Source organism: Streptomyces sp. NBC_00459 (assembly GCF_036013955.1).
In the GTDB taxonomy this organism is placed as follows: Bacteria; Actinomycetota; Actinomycetes; order Streptomycetales; family Streptomycetaceae; genus Streptomyces.
In genome coordinates, this window is the sequence record NZ_CP107903.1 from 655,834 (window position 1) to 673,020 (window position 17,187).

Annotated in this window: 12 protein-coding genes; 5 read left to right on the forward strand and 7 right to left on the reverse strand. The window is 70.2% G+C overall.

Annotated elements, in window-relative coordinates; translation table 11 throughout:
* Positions 1–40: 40 nt before the first annotated feature.
* Positions 41–1,591 carry an acyl-CoA synthetase gene (locus OHN74_RS02670; RefSeq protein ID WP_327699953.1) on the reverse strand — a complete coding sequence of 517 codons (1,551 nt, stop codon included), beginning with the start codon at positions 1,589–1,591 and terminating at the stop codon, positions 41–43.
* Positions 1,592–1,599: 8 nt separating this feature from the next.
* Positions 1,600–2,742, reverse strand: a complete 1,143-nt coding sequence (locus tag OHN74_RS02675; protein ID WP_327692880.1) for an NAD(P)H-dependent flavin oxidoreductase — start codon at positions 2,740–2,742, stop codon at positions 1,600–1,602.
* A gap of 183 nt (positions 2,743–2,925) precedes the next feature.
* On the opposite strand from OHN74_RS02675, the gene OHN74_RS02680 reads away from it, so the two are divergent.
* Positions 2,926–4,704 (forward strand): serine hydrolase, encoded by a 1,779-nt coding sequence (locus tag OHN74_RS02680; protein WP_327692881.1) that lies wholly within the window; start codon positions 2,926–2,928, stop codon positions 4,702–4,704.
* Between the two features lie 38 nt (positions 4,705–4,742).
* Here OHN74_RS02680 and OHN74_RS02685 read toward each other — a convergent pair whose 3' ends face one another.
* The 4 genes from OHN74_RS02685 to OHN74_RS02700 all read right to left on the reverse strand — a co-directional run bounded on the left by OHN74_RS02685 (position 4,743) and on the right by OHN74_RS02700 (position 10,375).
* A complete protein-coding gene (locus OHN74_RS02685) occupies positions 4,743–6,338 on the reverse strand; it encodes a phytoene desaturase family protein (protein WP_327692882.1) in 1,596 nt (531 codons plus the stop codon).
* A 65-nt stretch (positions 6,339–6,403) separates the two neighbouring features.
* Positions 6,404–8,638 (reverse strand): serine/threonine-protein kinase, encoded by a 2,235-nt coding sequence (locus tag OHN74_RS02690; RefSeq protein ID WP_327692883.1) that lies wholly within the window; start codon positions 8,636–8,638, stop codon positions 6,404–6,406.
* Positions 8,639–8,695: 57 nt separating this feature from the next.
* Entirely contained in the window at positions 8,696–9,553 is an 858-nt protein-coding gene (locus OHN74_RS02695) for an oxygenase MpaB family protein (RefSeq protein WP_327692884.1), read from the reverse strand.
* Between the two features lie 123 nt (positions 9,554–9,676).
* Entirely contained in the window at positions 9,677–10,375 is a 699-nt protein-coding gene (locus OHN74_RS02700) for a TetR/AcrR family transcriptional regulator (protein WP_327692885.1), read from the reverse strand.
* Between the two features lie 149 nt (positions 10,376–10,524).
* Here OHN74_RS02700 and OHN74_RS02705 point away from each other — a divergent pair, with 149 nt between their 5' ends.
* Complete coding sequence (locus OHN74_RS02705; RefSeq protein WP_327692886.1) at positions 10,525–11,232, forward strand: SDR family NAD(P)-dependent oxidoreductase; 708 nt, start codon at positions 10,525–10,527, stop codon at positions 11,230–11,232.
* 261 nt (positions 11,233–11,493) lie between these two features.
* On the opposite strand, the gene OHN74_RS02710 is transcribed toward OHN74_RS02705, so the two are convergent.
* A complete protein-coding gene (locus OHN74_RS02710; RefSeq protein WP_327699954.1) occupies positions 11,494–12,387 on the reverse strand; it encodes a M23 family metallopeptidase in 894 nt (297 codons plus the stop codon).
* Positions 12,388–12,719: 332 nt separating this feature from the next.
* Between OHN74_RS02710 and OHN74_RS02715 the strand changes: the two genes are divergently transcribed.
* The 3 genes from OHN74_RS02715 to OHN74_RS02725 all read left to right on the forward strand — a co-directional run bounded on the left by OHN74_RS02715 (position 12,720) and on the right by OHN74_RS02725 (position 17,163).
* The gene (locus OHN74_RS02715) at positions 12,720–12,968 is read left to right on the forward strand and encodes a hypothetical protein (protein ID WP_327692887.1); all 249 of its coding nucleotides are present in this window, start codon (positions 12,720–12,722) and stop codon (positions 12,966–12,968) included.
* A 338-nt stretch (positions 12,969–13,306) separates the two neighbouring features.
* Complete coding sequence (locus tag OHN74_RS02720) at positions 13,307–15,757, forward strand: MMPL family transporter (RefSeq protein WP_327692888.1); 2,451 nt, start codon at positions 13,307–13,309, stop codon at positions 15,755–15,757.
* A 125-nt stretch (positions 15,758–15,882) separates the two neighbouring features.
* Positions 15,883–17,163: a sensor histidine kinase gene (locus OHN74_RS02725; RefSeq protein ID WP_327692889.1), complete on the forward strand. Its 1,281-nt coding sequence runs from the start codon at positions 15,883–15,885 to the stop codon at positions 17,161–17,163.
* Positions 17,164–17,187 lie beyond the last annotated feature (24 nt).

Sequence of the window (17,187 nt, forward strand, 5' to 3'; positions counted from 1 at the left end):
ACGATTCGTACAGCGGTTCGCACCGCCATCGCACGGCCGCTCACACAGGCCGCGTACGACCCTCCCAGTACGGGTCGCGCAACCGCCGCTTGTACAGCTTGCCGTTGGGATCGCGCGGCATCCGCTCGATGAAGTCGACGCTCTTGGGCCGTTTGTACCCGGCGAGCCGGCGCGCGCAGTGGCCGAGGATCTCGGTGGCGAGGTCGGGCCCCGGGACATGTCCGGGCGCCACTTCCACGACCGCCTTGACCTCCTCGCCCCAGTCGTCGTTCGGGATGCCGAAGGCAGCGGCGTCGGCTACGGCGGGGTGGGCGAGGAGGGCGGACTCGATCTCGGCGGGGTAGATGTTGACCCCGCCCGAGATGATCATGTCGATCTTGCGGTCCCGGAGGAAGAGATAGCCGTCCTCGTCCAGGAGGCCCAGGTCTCCGACGGTGAAGAAGTCGCCGATGCGGTTCTTCCGCGTCTTGCTCTCGTCCTTGTGGTAGGCGAAACCCCCGGTGCTCATCTTCATGTAGACCGTGCCGAGTTCGCCCGGCGGCAGCCGGTTCCCGTCGTCGTCGAAGATCGCGAGTTCGCTGATCGGCCAGGCCTTGCCGACCGTGCCGGGCTTCTTCAGCCAGTCCTCGGCGGTCGCGAACGCCCCGCCGCCCTCGCTGGCCGCGTAGTACTCCTCCACGCAGTCGCCCCACCAGTCGATCATGGCCCGTTTCACATGGTCGGGGCAGGGCGCGGCGCCGTGGATGGCATGCCGCATGGACGTCACGTCGTACGCCCGCCGCACCTGCTCCGGCAGCGCCAGCAGCCGGTGGAACTGGGTCGGGACCATGTGGGTGTGCGTGCACTTGTGGGCGTCGATGACACGGAGCATCTCCTCCGGCGTCCACTTGTCCATCAGCACCAGGCGGTGCCCGATGTGCAGGGACGCGCCCGCGAACTGGAGTACTGCCGTGTGGTAGAGCGGCGAGCAGACAAGATGCACGTTCCCGCCGAACGGCTTGATCCCGAAGATGCCGAGGAACCCGCCGAGGTACGCCTCCTCGGGCGGCTTGCCCTGCAACGGACGCCGAATACCGCGCGGGCGGCCCGTGGTGCCCGAGGTGTAGTTCATGACCCAGCCGAGGGTGCGCTCGTCGGGCGCCGATTCGGGCTGTCCGTCGAGGAGTTCGGTGTACGGCCGGAATCCGTCGACCTCGCCGACCGCGTACCGCCGCTCCACCGGGAGCTGCGCCTCGTCGGCGGCGGCGCGGGCCGCATCGGCGAACCGCTCGTGTGCGATGAGCACCTTGGCGCCGGAGTCGGAGACGATCCAGGCGATCTCGGGCCCGACGAGGTGGTGGTTGACGGGGACGAGGTAGAACCCGGCCTGGGAGGCGGCCAGATACGCCACGAGGAACTCGACGCCGTTGGGCAGGACGACGGCGAAGGCGTCACCGCGTCCGAGTCCGGCGGCGCGCAGCCCGTGCACCAGTTGGTTGGTGGCCGCGTGCAGGCGTCCTGCGGTCCACTGCTCACCGTCGGGCGCGATGAGGACCGTACGCTCCGGGTCGACGGCGGCCTGCGCCCAGAATCCGTTGGCGGTCCGGCTCACGGTCTCGCTCACGACTGGTCGCCCCTTCCGTCGGCGTTGCTTCCGTCGGCGTTCCGTCCCGCGATCCGGTTGACTCGGTTCACGGCTTCCTCGAAACCGCTGGTCAGGTCGTCGAAGACGGCCTGGACGCTCCGCTCGCTGTTCATCCGGCCGACGATCTGACCGACCGGTGTGCCGAGGAGCGGTGCGACCTCGTACTTCTGGATGCGCGAGACGGCCTCCGCGACGAGCAGACCCTGCAGGGGCATGGGGAGGGTGCCGGGTCCGTCGGTGGAGTCCCAGGCGTCGGTCCAGTCCGTGCGAAGCTGACGTGCGGGTTTGCCGGTCAGTGCGCGGGAGCGGACGGTGTCGCCCGAGCCGGCCGCCAGCAGCTTCTGCGTGAGCGCGGTCGAGTGCATGTCCGCCTCGGTCACGGTCAGCCACATGGAGCCCAGCCAGACCCCCTGGGCGCCGAGGGCCAGCGCGGCGGCCACCTGTCGTCCGCTGCCGATTCCGCCGGCCGCGAGCACCGGCAACGGGTCGACGGCGTCGACGACTTCGGGGGTCAGCACCATGGAGGCGATCTCGCCGGTGTGGCCACCCGCCTCGTAGCCCTGTGCGACGACGATGTCGATACCGCCCTCGGCGTGCTTCCGCGCGTGCCGGGCGCTGCCCGCGAGGGCCGCGACGAGCACATCCTGATCATGCGCGCGGGCCACGACATCGGCGGGTGGCGAGCCCAGAGCGTTCGCCAGCAGTTTGATCGGGTAGTCGAAGGCCACGTCCAGCTGGCTACGGGCGACCTGCTCCATCCACCCCGTGATGCGCCACCCGGACGCCTCGCCCTCGGCCAGTTCGGGCACGCCGTACTTGGCCAGGGTGTCCCGGACGAACTGGCGGTGCCCCTCGGGGATCATCGCCTCGACCTCGGCCTCGGTGACCCCCTCGACCTTCCGGGCCGGCATGACGACATCCAACCCGTACGGCCGGCCGTCGACATGTGCCTCGATCCAGTCCAGGTCGCGCTTGAGGTCGTCCGGCGCCGTGTATCGGACCGCGCCGAGCACCCCGAAGCCGCCGGCCCGGCTGATGGCCGCGGCGACGGCGGGGAACGGCGTGAAGCCGAAGACGGCGTGCTCGATTCCCAGTTTCTTGCTCAGCTCCGTCTGCATGGCCGCAGGATGCCGCAGTCCTCCGGACGAGGGAAGACCTTTTCTGATACACCGTCAGATTCTTGGCCACGGAGGCCCGTACGGCTGACGCACGGTTGACACACACCTCGGTTGACACGAAAGTTTCACCCCGCAGGGCGGTCCCGAAAATTGCTTTCAGGCGGTGCGGTGGGAGGCTCCCCGATGAGGGAAGACGCGGCAGGCAGCAGACTGACACGACGTCAGCTGGCCAGACGCACCATGGCGTTGGGCGGATCCCTGGCCTTCGCCTCCTTCCCGGCGGGACCTGCCGAGGCCACCCCCAGGACGACGGGCCGGCACCTGACCCTGCGCCACGGCTCACCCGAACGGGCCGGTCTCCTTCCCCAGCACCTGGACCAACTGGTCACGGACGCGGAGGCGTTCCTCCACCCCTCCCCCAGTCATCCCTGGTACGCGGGCGCGGTCCTGCTCGCCGGGCGTGGCTCCACCGTGGCGCTCCATCAGCCGATCGGCATGGCGGTGCGCTATGCGGCGTACGACGAGAAGACGGACACCGGTGTCGAGTTTCCGGCCCCGGAACAGATCTCGATGGCCAGGGAAACGGTGTTCGACCTCGCCTCGGTCTCCAAGCTGTTCACATCGATCCTGGCCGTGCAGCAACTGGAACGGGGTGCTCTGGAGCTGGAGGGAAAGGTCGCAGCGTATCTGCCGGAGTTCGCACGGGCCGGCAAACAGGAGGTGACGATCCGTCAACTCCTCACCCACACCTCGGGCTTCCGCGCCTGGATCCCGCTCTACAACGCCCCGACCCACGAGCAGAAGCTCGAACTCATCTGGAACCAGGCGCCCCTGAACACGCCGGGCACCAAGTACCTCTACTCGGACCTCAATCTCATCTCGCTCCAGCTGGTCCTGGAGAGGATCACCGGTCTCCCGCTGGACACGCAGCTCCGCGACGAGATCACCGCTCCCCTCGGCATGCACCGCACGCGCTACAACCCGCCCGCCTCCTGGAAACCGAGGATCGCCGCCACCGAGGACGCCCGCAAACCCTGGTCCGGGCTCGACCGGGGCCTGGTGTGGGGCGAGGTCCACGACGAGAACGCCTACAGCCTCGGCGGAGTGGCGGGCCACGCCGGTGTGTTCTCGTCGGCCTGGGACCTCGCCGTTCTCGGCCGCACACTCCTCAACGGCGGCGCCTACGGCAGGGCACGGATCCTGTCGCCCGCCTCGGTCGAGCTGATGTTCACCGACTTCAACACTGCCTTCCCCGGCGACGAGCACGGCCTAGGTTTCGAGCTCTACCAGCACTGGTACATGGGCGCGATGGCCACACCGCGCACCGCAGGACACACCGGCTTCACCGGTACCTCGATCGTCCTCGACCCGACGACCGACTCCTTCCTGGTCGTGCTCGGCAACTCCGTTCATCCCGTGCGCAATTGGCGCTCCGGCTCCGCACCCCGGGTCGCCGCCGCGAACAACCTGGCCCGCGCCGTGCCGGTTCGCCCACGCCAAGGACGTAGAGCCTGGTTCTCCGGCATGACGAGTTCGACGACGGCGACACTCACCCTCCCGCCCCTCGCCACCACTGCCGACTCCCGCCTGCGCTGCACCCTGTGGTGGGACACCGAGCCGCAGTCGGACATGCTGTTCCTGGAGTCCTCGGCCGACGGCGGCGCGACCTGGCAGCCGGTCCCGTTCACGGCCTCCCCCGCCGGCGGCACCCCGCAACAGCATCCGACGGGTTCGGTCACCGGCTGGTCGGGGCGCGTCTGGCACCGCCTCACGGCGGACCTGCCCGCCGCGCCGGCCCTCGTCCTGCGCTGGCGGTACACGACCGACCGGCTGTACGTCGGCCGTGGAGCCTATGTCGACGGCCTGAGCGTGCGCGGCGGTGACGGCACCATGTTCGACGAGACGCGTCCGGCGGACGCGGCACGTATCGAGGCGATCGGCTGGACGGCGTCCGCGAACTGACCCGGCGCCAGGCGCACTTGAGCGCGACGGCCGCCGGATCAGCCCTCGTCCGCCTCCAGCACCGCCATGGCGGCGTTGTGCCCCGGCACCCCGCTCACACCACCCCCGCGCACCGCGCCCGCCCCGCACAGCAGGACGTTCGCGTCCGGGGTCTCCACTCCCCAGCGCCCGCTGCCCTCCTGGGCGTAGGGCCAGGTCAGGTCGCGGTGGAAGATGTTGCCGCCGGGCAGGCGCAGGTCGCGTTCCAGGTCGAGTGGAGTCTTCGCCTCGATGCAAGGGCGGCCGTCGGCGTCGGTGGCGAGACAGTCCGCGAGGGGCTCGGCGAGGTGGGCGTCGAGCTGGGCGAGGGTGGATTTCAGCAGCTCGTCCCGGACGGCGTCGTTGTCGCTCGCGAACAGCCGTGCGGGTGTGTGCAGGCCGAACAGGGTCAGCGTCTGATAGCCCTGCTCGACGAGGTCCGGACCGAGGATCGTCGGGTCGGTGAGCGAGTGGCAGTAGATCTCCGACGGTGGCGCGGCGGGCAGTTCACCAGCTGTCGCCTGGGCGTGGGCGGCGGCCAGTTGCTCGTACCCCTCGGCGATGTGGAAGGTCCCGGCGAACGCCTCGCGCGGGTCGACGGACGTGTCCTTGAGCCTAGGCAGCCGGGTGAGCAGCATGTTCACCTTGAGCTGGGCGCCCTCGGCGGGGCTCGGCGGCGCCTGGCCCGTCAGCGCGGCCAGTTCCTGCGGGGATGCGTTCACCAGGACGTGCCGGGCGCCGACCGTGCCCTCTCCGTCAGCTGTCCGGTAGGTCACCTCGGCGGCTCGGCCGTCGGTGTCCACCCGTACGACCTCGTGGCCGGTGGCGAGCACGGCTCCCGCGTTCCGGGCGGCGCCGGCCAGCGCGTCCGTGAGGGCGCCCATACCGCCCACGGGCACGTCCCAGGCGCCGGTACCGCCGCCGATGACGTGGTAGAGGAAGCAGCGGTTCTGCCGCAGGGAGGGGTCGTGGGCGTCGGCGAAGGTGCCGATCAGCGCGTCGGTGAGGACGACACCGCGTACGAGGTCATCGGCGAAGTTCGCCTCGACGGCGGCGCCGATCGGCTCCTCGAAGAGGGTGCGCCAGGCGTCCTCGTCGTCGACGCGGCTGCGGAGTTCGTCGCGGGTGGGCAGGGGCTCGGTGAGAGTGGGGAACACCTTTTCGGCGACGCGGCCGGTCATCCCGTAGAAGCGCTGCCAGGACTCGTACTCGCGTTCCCCTCCGGTGAGGCGCGCGAAGGCCTCCCGGGTGCGGAGCTCCCCGCCGCCGACGAGCAGCCCGGTGGCCCGGCCGTCCCGTTCCACGGGGGTGTACGAGGAGACGGTGCGTCCGCGCACCCGGAAGTCCAGGTCGAGATCCCGCACGATCTTCCGGGGCAGCAGACTGACCAGGTAGGAGTAGCGCGACAGCCGGGCGTCGACCCCGGCGAACGGGCGGGTCGACACGGCGGCGCCGCCGGTGCCGGCCAGCCGTTCCAGGACCAGCACGGACTTCCCGGCACGGGCCAGATAGGCGGCGGCGACGAGGCCGTTGTGGCCACCGCCGACGATCACCGCGTCGTATCGGTCGTGGCGGTCCGGTCGGCCGGCTCGGTCGGGGCGCTCATGTGCGGGCATGGTTCTTCGTAACACGTGATGATCCACCCCGGCCAGAGCTGTACGGCCGAGGGGCCCCGGCACACTCAGTGACCGGACGCCCGCTGCTGCCGCAGAACCGCCACCCTCCGGTACAGCTCGACGGCCTCGGCGCCCCGGCCGAGCTGTTCCAGGCAGTGGGCCTCGTCGTTGCGGCTGGCGAGGGTGTCGGGGTGGTCGGCGCCGAGCACCTGCTCGCGGGCCGTGGCGACCCGCCGGTACTCGGCCAGGGCATCGGGCCAGCGGCCGAGCCAGCCGAGGCCGACGGCCACCTCCCGGCGGCTGACCAGCGTGTCCGGGTGGTCGGCGCCCAGGATCCGTTCGCGGATCGCGCACACGTCACGGGACTCGGCGAGCGCCTCCTCCCAGCGGTCGAGACGGCCGAGGTTGACGCCGAGACCGTGCCGGGCACGCAGGGTCTCGGAGTGCGCGGGGCCGTTGACGCGGGTGCGGTCGTCGATCAGGTCGCGGTACAGCTTGAGGGCCTCCACGCTGCGGCCGAGCCGCCCGAGGCTGATCCCGACCTCGTAGCGGGCGGCCAGGGTGTCGGGGTGATCGGGGCCCAGTGCCTCGGCGCGCGCCCCGGCGACCTCCTGGTAAGTCTGGAGAGCCTCGGGCCAGCGCCCCAACTGACCGAGTGCGTAGGCGACTTCGTACTGAGTGACCAGTGTGTCCGGATGGGTGGCGCCGAGCACCCGGGCGCGCGCCGCCGCCACCTCGCAGGCCATGCGGTACGAGTCCTCCAGGCGCCCCAGACGACTCAGGTTGAAGGCGAGGTTGTGGCGGCAGCGCAGGGTGTCCGGATGGTCGGGGCCCATCGTGCGCTCCCGGGCGGCCAGAACGGCCGTATAGGCCTGGTGTGCGTCGAAGTGACGGCCCAACTGCCCCAGGACGTAAGCCATTTCCTGGCGGGCGGCCAGCGTGTCCGGGTGGTCGGCGCCGAGCACCCGCTCCCGCTCCCGGGCCACATGGGTGTACTCACGCAGGGCGTCGGCGGCGCGGCCGGTGCGGCTGAGGGTGAAGCCGACCTCGTAGCGGCTGGCGAGAGTCTCGGGGTGGGCGGGTCCGAGGATGTGTTCGCGTTCGGCGGCGACCGCGCGGTGCACCTCGCCCGCCTCGGCCCAACGCCCGAGGCGTCCCAGGCTCAGGCCCGCGTTGTGCCGCCCGGCCAGCGCGTTGAGCGCCTGCGGCGAGGGCGCGGGCGGCAGTTGTGGCAGGGATGCCTCGGGGCGGCCGGTGACCGGCCGGGCGATCCAGTCGCCGGTGAGGCCTGCCGACGGGTCCGGGGGTACGGCGCCGGTCCCGGCGCCGGTCGCCTTGTGGCCGGAAGTCATGCCCCGGGTCCAGGACGGCAGCCGGGGTTCACGGACGGCGGGTTCGGGGGGCCGGAGGTGGGGCTGTGGGGAGACGACGGTCGGCACATACAGCGGGGTGGCCCGGCCCGCGCTGATCCGGCGGGCCAACTCCCTTGCGTCGCGAGGGCGTTCGTCAGGCAGCTTGGCGAGGAGGGCCAGGATGACCCGCTCCAGGAACTCGGGGATCTCGGAGCGGTGGCTGCGCGGGGGCTCGGGTGGGGTGTCACGGTGCCCTATGAGCACCGCCCAGGCGTCGTCGAGGTCGAACGGCGGTACCCCGGTGGCCAGTTCGTAGAGGACGCAGCCGAAGGAGTACAGGTCGCTGCGCTGGTCGACCTCGCTGCCGCTGATCTGCTCCGGCGACATGTAGTGCGGGGTGCCCATCGCGATTCCGGTGCCGGTGAGCCGGGAGGTGAAGCCGATGTCGTGGCCGAGGCGCGCTATGCCGAAGTCGCAGATCTTCACCGTACCGTCGGTCAACCGCATGATGTTCGCGGGCTTCAGATCACGGTGGACGATGCCCTGTTCGTGGGTGTAGGCGAGGGCGGCAGCGACCTGGTCTGCGATGTCGACGACGTCCGGGACGCGCAGCGGATGGTGCTTGTTGTCCTCCAGGAGCTGGCTCAGATTGCGCCCGTCCAGCAACTCCATGACGAGATAGAGCACCCCGTCGGACTCGCCGAAGTCGTGCACGACGGTCACCCCGCGGTGCTGCAACGCGGCGGCCACCCGCGCCTCGCGCCGGAACCGCTCCCGCAGGACACGCGTGAAGGAGTGGTCGTGGTGCGGCCCGAGGGGCTTCAGACACTTCACGGCGACCTGGCGCCCCAGCGACTCGTCGCGAGCACGCCACACTTCCCCCATGCCGCCGCGCCCGATCAGATCGATCAGCCGGTACCGGCCCTGGATCAGTCTGGTGTCCGCCATCTCGTACTGCCGCCCCCGGTCCTGTTCGCCCTCCCCTGGCCCGTCCAGTATGGCGAGCTATCCTCCGAGTTTGTACGGCGCGGGGCGCGAGCCGGGGCCGAGCCGTGCCATGGCCCGCAGCACGTGTTTGGGCGGGAGTTGCCAGCGAAGACGTGCGGGAACGCGGCGCAGCAGGGTGCCGGTGGCACGCAACTGCCGGGTGACGGCGGCCGGTTCGGCTGCGGCTCGGCCGTACAACTCATGGGCGTACGGCGGCAGAGAGGCGTACGCCAGCTGCGCCACGCGCCGCCACACCAGCTCACGCGCCGGGACGAGCAGCGGATGCGTCGGCGGGCGGAGGAGGAAGTCGTCCACCACGCGCGCATCTGCTCCGACGGCCAGTTCGGGCCGGACCTTCTCGAAGTAGGCGCGCATCTCGGCCTGGTTCGCCGGTACGGCGTCGGGGTCGAGACCCACCAGGCGGGCGCTGACCAGGTGTTCCCGGATGTACCGGTCGGCGTGCGCGTCGGCGATCGGGTATCCGGAGCGGCGCAGGATGTGCAGATAGGAGTCGATCTCGGCGCAGTGCACCCACAGCAGCAGTCCGGGCTCGTCGACGCCGTAGCGCTCCCCGGTGTCCGGGTCGACGGCGGACAGCATGCGGTGGATCTTCCGGACCCGGGCGCCCGCCTTCTCGGCCGCTTCCGTGGTCCCGTAGGTCGTGGTGCCGACGAAGCTCGCGGTGCGCATCAGCCGGCCCCAGGCCTCTTTCCCGAAGTCCGAGTTCTGCGTGACCCCACGCACCGCTCGCGGATGCAGCGCCTGGAAGTACAGCGCGCGGACTCCGGCGACCCACATCATGGGGTCGCTGTGCAACTGCCACGTCACGGACCGGGGGCCGAACAGTCCCGGATCGCCTACGCGTGTGCCGTCCACTCGACGCCTCCCCTGTCGGGCTGTCTGAAAGGACACGCCCTCCCCCACGACGTCACCCCACATCCTTCCCCCAGCACCTCTGGGTCATTCCCGCAACGGGCCGTGATGCTACCGGCCCCGGGTTCAGCCGCCCTTCCCGGGTGCGGGTGCGGCGACACCGGCGGGGGCGTTGCGGAGCATCGCCTGGTAGAGGGCGTCGTGTGCGGGTGAGGGGGGCAGGGTTCCGCGGGCGGGCGCCTCCAGGGACTGGATCATCAGGGCGACGACGCGACGCCAGGCGTCGGGGGCGGCTTCGCCGGTGGCGTTGACGACGCCGGCGTTGGCCATGTGGATCAGTACCAGGTCGGAGGGGTCGAAGTCCGCGCGGAGCCGGCCCGTGGCCTTGGCGCGGCTGATGAGCCGCACCATGCCCTCGTACGCCTCGTTGCGGCGGTCCTCCATCGCTTTGGCAGTGGGGAAGGTCGTGGTCAGGACATCGGCGAAGCCGTAGTCGGCCGCCTGCATCGCGCAGGCGGTCTCGATGTAGCCGACGAAACCGTGCCAGGGGTCGGGGTCGTCGAGGGCGACGGCGACCGCGTCCGCGTAGGCGTCCATGCGATCGGCGAAGACGGCGGCGACCAGCTCCTCCTTCGTGGGGAAACGGCGGAAGATCGTGGCGATCCCCACCCCCGCCTCACGGGCCACGGAGGCCATGGAGGCGTGCAGACCGTCGTGCGCGAACACCCGGCGAGCGGCGGCGATGATCCGCTCCCGGTTGCGCTCGGCGTCGCTGCGCAGCGGCTGGGCGGCGGGTTCGTCAGAGCGCTGGGCGCGAGGGTTCATACCCGCCAGTTTAACAATCGGATTGCCCTATCCGGTTCTCGTGCTACCGTGACCACGGAGAACCGGAAAGGTCCATCCGGATACTAAATGGATATCCCTATCCGAATGAACCCCTGTCTCCATCACGCCATACCAACGGAAGGAACGCCGTGACCAGCATCGCCATCGTCGGAGCCGGCCCCCAGATGGGCCTGGCCATCGCCCGCACCTTCGGCACCCGGGGATTCGACGTCGCCCTGATCTCGCGCAACCGCGAGAAGCTCGACGGAGTCGTCGGCAAGCTCGCCGCCGAGGGCATCACCGCCGCCGCGTTCCCCGCGAACGTGCTCGACCGCGCCGGCCTCACCCACGCGCTCAAGGAGGCGTCCGCCGAGTTCGGTGGGATCGACGTCCTGGAGTACTCCCCCGTGGGATCGTTCGGCATCACCACGCTGACCGCTCCGGCCACCACCGAGCCGTCCGATGTGGAGTTCGAGATGAACTTCCAGCTGTACGGCGCCATCGCCGCGACCAAGGCGGTGCTGCCGGCGATGCGTGAGGCCGGTGCGGGCACCCTGCTCTACACCACCGGTGCCGGCTCGATCTGGCCCGACCCGCGGGTGGCCAACGTCAACGCAGCCGCGGCGGCGCTGCGCAACTGGGTGATGAACCTGCACAAGGAACTCGCCGACGCCGACACCGGCATCCAGGCCGCCCACATCGGCATCGACTCGTCGATCGGCGTCTCCGTCATCCCGGGCATCGAGGCGGCCCAACCCGAACAGATCGCCCCGCTCTACTGGGACCTGCACACCACCCGGCGCGACGAGGCCGAGGCCGTCTTCCGCCTCGACGGCGAGGCATTCCCCCGAGCCTGACACCTCAGCGGCCCCCGCCGCACCTCGTCCCGGACCAGCTGTGCCGTGACCGGGCCGAGGACTGCCTTCCGGCATGCGTCCTCGGCCCGGCCATGGATCCCGCACGCCCGTACACCGTCGAAACGTCGAAACGTCGACTGTCACCTTCCCCGAGGGACGGCGGTCAGCGACGAGACCGGACTGGTCTCCAGCCGATGGTCACGGATCCGCCTCCCGGACGTACGCAGGACCGTCCGGTGCTGCCCGAGGGTTCCTGAGACGTCACGCGGGGACCTCGTCATCCCTGCAGTTACGGATCACCAGGCCGTCGTTGTCCTTGGCCTCGTCGTTCCCCCAGCGTTGGAGGTAGTACGCCGACACAAAGGCACGGCCCTTCCCACCGGGCGCCACCTCGTCGAGGTCGGTCAGCAGCCACCAGTGGTTGTACGAGTCGCCCACCCGCACCTCGTCGCCCGCCTTCTTGCACAGGACGTAGTTGGTGCCCTTGAGCAGCTTGCCCTGGGGCGCGCACTGCGGCCTGCTGTCACCGACGCAGTCGACTGCGTCGTAGCCGGTCGCGTCGGCGAAGGTGTCCACCCAGTACTTGGTGGGCTCGCCGCCTCCGCCACAGGCGTTGGTACTGGTCACCTTGGGGAAGACGTCGTCCGGTGAGAGCCGGTACTCGGTCCCCTGGATCACCGGGTGCACCATCTCGTCGGTTTCGCCGTCGTTGTCCCCGTTGCTGTCGAAGAGCTGCTCGTAGTGCAGATGCGCCGAGGTCGTACCGACCAGGCCCAGCCGCCCGAGCGTGGTCCCGGAGGCGACCTGCTGTCCGAGGCGCACATCGACGCGGTCCATGTGCAGATAGACCGTGAACCAACCGTTGCCGTGGTTGATCTCCAGGCCGCCCGGCTCGAAGCGCTCGGTGACCGTGCCGGCCGCGGACGCGGCCACCAGCGAGCCGAGGGTGCTCCCGCCGACCCGGTACATGTCGAGCTTCTTGTCGTCGGGCGCATGACCCCGGTACGTCTGCAGCTGCCAGGTCTGCCCGCAGGCGAAAGGCAGTTTGAAATCGGGCCTTGCGGCCGGTGCCGCGAGCGCCGAACGCGCGGTCCCCGGCGCGGCGGAAGCCGTCGATACCGTGGCCGCCAGAGCAGTCAGGACCGCCACGAACATGACCAGAACCGCGGCCGCCCGGCCCGGACCTCTTTCTCTTCGGAGTCGCACGAAACCCCACCCTTCCCTGTCACCGATCCACATGGCTGTTCCGTGGGCACGGTGCCCCATCCGGCGAGGAAAGGGACTCCCGCAAGTTCCGGATGTCCTCCCCCGCCGCCCCACGGCTAGCCTCCGAACGTCGGTTCAGGGACCGCACAGGCATCACAAGGGAGGGAACACTCCTGCGTGTTGGGGCGGGACTGCGGTGGCTGCCGGCCGCCGTTCTGCGGCACAGTGACCGCCGAGCCATCGACCTCCACCCCCAACCTGCCTACGAGCCTTGGGCCGAGATGATGACCCGGTCCACGACGCACCATCCGTTCCTGACGCAGCGACTGCGCGAGTGGTCCTTGTTCCGGGCCGTCACTCTGGGGCAGCCATGCCGTCCGGACGCCTTGCTCGAGTCGTCCAACTGGCTCCAGCTCAAGGCGGCCGAAACGTCGAACGCCGCCGTCCTCGCGATCCTCGCCGCCGGCGGTCGCACCAAGCGGATCCGCAACACCGCCCGGACCAACCTCCGGCAGCACGGCTCGTCCTGAGTCACAGATCAACTGATCCACAGATCTTGACCATTGCTCCTTTGCCCATTGCTCCTCCGGCGAGGCGATTCCTCAGCCACGTCCCGAACGCCTCACGTCCGCGCCCGGGCGAAGACGTCAGCCGAAGGCGGTCACCGGGCCACCGTCTCCCCGCGGTCAGGGCAGCGCCGGCCGACGGGATGAGAGGAGGACGGGGAGTAGTACCGCGGTACCGATCGGCTCCGCCCGATTCGGTTCCGCGGTACCGGATGGTCGCCCGTTACCGCTCCTAGGTTGAGATCGCGGGTCAGTCAGGACCGGCTCACCCAATGATCTCTTCTCCTGGTGGGAGTAATTCCGTGGCCACCTTTCTCTATCGGCTCGGCCGGCTGTCGTTCCGGCGGCGACGCATCGTCGTGATGCTGTGGGTCGCCGTCCTGGCCGCCATCGGCATCGGCGCCATGAGTGCGCCCGGCACATCCTCCGGGGCCCTGAGCGTTCCGGGCACACAGTCGCAGCGGGCGATCGACCTGCTGCGGAAGGAGTTCCCGCAGGCCTCCGCCGACGGCGCCACGGCCCGTGTGGTGTTCGAGGCGCCCAGCGGGCAGAAGCTCACCTCCGCCGCGAACAAGGCCGTGGTCGAGTCCCTGGTGGCGAAGCTGGAGAAGTCGCCGCAGGTGTCGGGCGTCACTGATCCCTTCAGCAGCGGCCTGTTCAGCAAGTCCGGCACCATCGCCTACGCCCAGGTGTCCTACAAGGTCCCCGAGGCCGATGTCAGCGGCGCGGCCCACGCCGTCCAGGCCGACGTCGTCCAGCAGGGCGAGAAGGCCGGCCTGAAAGTGAGCCTGGGCGGCAACGCCGTCAAGGACAAGGCCGCGAGCAAGGTGGCCGAGCTGATCGGTGTCGGGGTCGCCGCCATTGTTCTGGTGATCACCTTCGGCTCGATGATCGCGGCCGGACTGCCCCTGCTCACAGCGATCCTCGGAGTGGCCGCGGCCGTCCTGTCGGTCACGCTCGCCACGCACTTCTTCGATCTGGCCTCGGCCTCAACGACCCTGGCACTGATGCTGGGTCTGGCCGTCGCCATCGACTACGCCCTGTTCATCGTCTCCCGCTACCGCAACGAGATCCGCGACGGCCACGAACCGGAGGAAGCGTGCGGACGTGCCCTGGGCACCGCCGGGTCCGCGGTCGTCTTCGCCGGCTTGACCGTGATCGTCGCGCTGAGCGGCCTGACCGTCATCGGTATCGGCACGCTCACCTCCATGGGGCTGGCCTCCGCCTTCGCCGTGGCCGTCGCCGTGGTCATCGCGCTGACCCTGCTGCCCGCCGTGCTCGGCTTCGCCGGTATGCGGATCATGAAGAGCAGGATGCTGACCCCTCGTATGAAGGCGCTGGAGCGCGGCGAGGGCGAGTCGATGGGTGTGCGCTGGGCGAAGTTCGTCACCCGCAACCCGATCAAGGTGCTCGCGGTCGCGGTGGCCGCCCTGGCCGTGCTGGCCATCCCCGCGATGTCCCTGCGGATGGCCCTGAACGACGACTCCGGCAAGCCCCCCGGCAGCACCCAGCGCATCGCCTACGACACCCTCAGCAAGGGCTTCGGGCCGGGCTTCAACGGACCGCTCACCGTAGTCGTCGACGCCCGTGACAGCGACGATCCCAAAGCAGCCGCCCAGGACGCTTACACCATGCTGAGCAAGCTGGACGATGTCGCCGCCGTTCGTCCTCCCTCCTTCAACGAGGCCGGTGACGTGGCCCTGCTCGGCGCCATTCCCAAGAGCGCCGCCACCAGTGAGGCCACCAAGGACCTCGTGGGCGAGATACGCGGCCACGGCGCCGCCCTGCACCAGGACACCGGCGCCGACCTGATGGTCACCGGTCTGACCGCCGTCAACATCGACGTCAGCACCAAGCTCTCCGACGCCCTCATCCCGTATCTGGCCATCGTCGTGGGTCTGGCCCTGGTGCTGCTCCTGCTGGTCTTCCGGTCGATCGTGATCCCGCTCAAGGCCGCCCTGGGCTTCCTGCTCAGCGTGGTGTCGACCCTCGGTGTCCTGGTCGCGGTCTTCCAGTGGGGCTGGCTGAAGGACCTCTTCGGCGTCGACCAGACCGGCCCCATCGTCAGCCTGCTGCCCATCCTGCTGATCGGCGTCGTGTTCGGACTCGCCATGGACTACGAGGTCTTCCTCGTCTCCCGGATGCGGGAGGAGTACGTCCACGGCGCCGAACCCACGCAGGCCATCGTGCGGGGTTTCCGGCACAGCGGCCGGGTGGTGACCGCCGCCGCGGTCATCATGGTCTCCGTCTTCTCCGGATTCCTCCTCGACGACGCGGCTCTGATCAAGTCGATCGGTCTGGGGCTCGCCGCCGCCGTGTTCTTCGACGCCTTCGTCGTCCGGATGACCATCGTCCCGGCGGTGATGGCCCTGCTCGGTCACCGTGCGTGGGCCCTGCCGAAGTGGCTCGACCGGGTCCTTCCGAACGTGGACGTCGAGGGCGAGAAACTGCGCCACGCGCTCGAAGCCCCGCAGACGGACTCCGCGCCCGAGCCCGTACTCGCCGGTGTCGCCGCCGGGATCCACGGGGGCTCGGACAGCCACAGCGCCCCCCACGTCCTCACCGGCGTCCACGCTTCCGGCGCCCCGGACGCGCCGGCACCTGCCCCACAGGCCCCGGGGAGGGGACACGGACTGTCCGGGCTCAAGCAGCGCCTGGCACGGGGCGGTGACACCAACGTCCCCGCCGGAACGACGGAGTCGGAGGCACCGGCACGAAGGAAACTGCTGAGGAACCCGATGCGCAGGCGCTGACGAGAGCGAGCCGCAGCACCGGCTACTGACGTGGCGGCCCACGCTCACCGGCCGTCTCCCCTGCCCCGCCCGTCGGCCCGATCCCCGGGGCCGACGGGCGCCTGACATCGCGAAGGACCTGTCCCGTGACCGCATCGAATGCCCCCGTTCCCGCCCCACGCCAGGACGAGCGCCAGTTCCTCGAGGCTCTGACGAACGATCCCGAGCAGCGGGTGATCGTCTCGGTCATCTCCCGGCTCGCCTCGTGGCGGCGGGCCGACCTGGCCCGTCCCCGGGTCCGGCGGTGGGGGGTCCCGGTCTTCTGCTTCATGGTCGGCAGCGACGCCTACGCCAATCCCCACAACGTCACGGACCCCCAGCTGCCGATCATCCTCGCCTTCTGCATCCCGCTGCTGTGGCGGGAACGACGCCCCATGCTGGTCTTCGCACTCACCACGGCCGTTTCCGTTGTGTCCCTTCCGCTGGGTGTGCTGACGGGCGCCGAATTCGCCCGGGTGGTCGCCCTCTTCAATGTCGGCCGTCACTGCACACCACGCCAACTGGCCGTCGCCACCGGCGTCACCCTCGTGCAACTCGTCGCATGGGCCTACTTCTTCTGGCGCGGCCAGCAACTGGAGTACGTCACGCGCCCGGAACCCGTGACATTGATGGTGATGGTCGCCGTGGTGGCGTTCGCGGCACTGGGCCTGCTCCTGCGGCTGGCCTACGCCTACATCGACGTCCTGAGGAAGCAACGCGACCAGCAGGCCCGTCTCGCCACCGCCCAGGAACGCGCCCGTGTCTCCCGCGAGATGCACGACATCCTCGGCCACACCCTCGCCGTCATCGTCGGCCTCGCCGACGGTGCCGCACCCCTCACCGAGGCCAAACCCGAACGCGGCGCCCAGACCCTCCGACTCATCAGCGCCAGCGGCCGCGACGCCCTCGCCGAACTGCGCCGCCTCCTCGCCGTCATCGGCGACGACAACGACCGGCCGCACGATGCCCCACTCGCCCCGCAACCCGGCCTCGCCGACCTCGGCCCGCTGATCGACCGCGTCCGCGCCGCCGGCCCCACCGTCACCCTCGATACCGACGGCGACCTCACCGCGCTGGCCCCCGGCCTCCAGCTCGCCGTCTACCGCATCGTCCAGGAAGCTCTCACCAACACCCTCAAGTACGCCGCCGCCGACACCTCCAGCGGCGTACGGATCTCCGTCGGGCACGGCACGGTCCACGTCGACGTCGAGGACACCGGCCCCCTCCGCGCACCCCACACCCGGAGACGGAGCACCGAAAACGGCCGTGGCCTGATCGGCATGCGCGAACGCGCGGCCATCTACCAGGGCCAGGTCACCGCCGGTCCCAACCGTGAGGGCGGCTGGAGCGTCCACGCCCGTCTCCTGAGCACCCCGCCCTCTCCCTAGCCCTCGACTCCTCCCCATGAGCAG

Coding starts and splice junctions, on each gene's coding strand:
- OHN74_RS02675 (WP_327692880.1), bottom strand. CDS start 2,742: ATGCAGACGGAGCTGAGCAAGAAACTGGGAATCGAGCACGCCGTCTTC.
- OHN74_RS02680 (WP_327692881.1), top strand. CDS start 2,926: ATGAGGGAAGACGCGGCAGGCAGCAGACTGACACGACGTCAGCTGGCC.
- OHN74_RS02685 (WP_327692882.1), bottom strand. CDS start 6,338: ATGCCCGCACATGAGCGCCCCGACCGAGCCGGCCGACCGGACCGCCAC.
- OHN74_RS02690 (WP_327692883.1), bottom strand. CDS start 8,638: ATGGCGGACACCAGACTGATCCAGGGCCGGTACCGGCTGATCGATCTG.
- OHN74_RS02700 (WP_327692885.1), bottom strand. CDS start 10,375: ATGAACCCTCGCGCCCAGCGCTCTGACGAACCCGCCGCCCAGCCGCTG.
- OHN74_RS02710 (WP_327699954.1), bottom strand. CDS start 12,387: ATGTTCGTGGCGGTCCTGACTGCTCTGGCGGCCACGGTATCGACGGCT.
- OHN74_RS02715 (WP_327692887.1), top strand. CDS start 12,720: ATGATGACCCGGTCCACGACGCACCATCCGTTCCTGACGCAGCGACTG.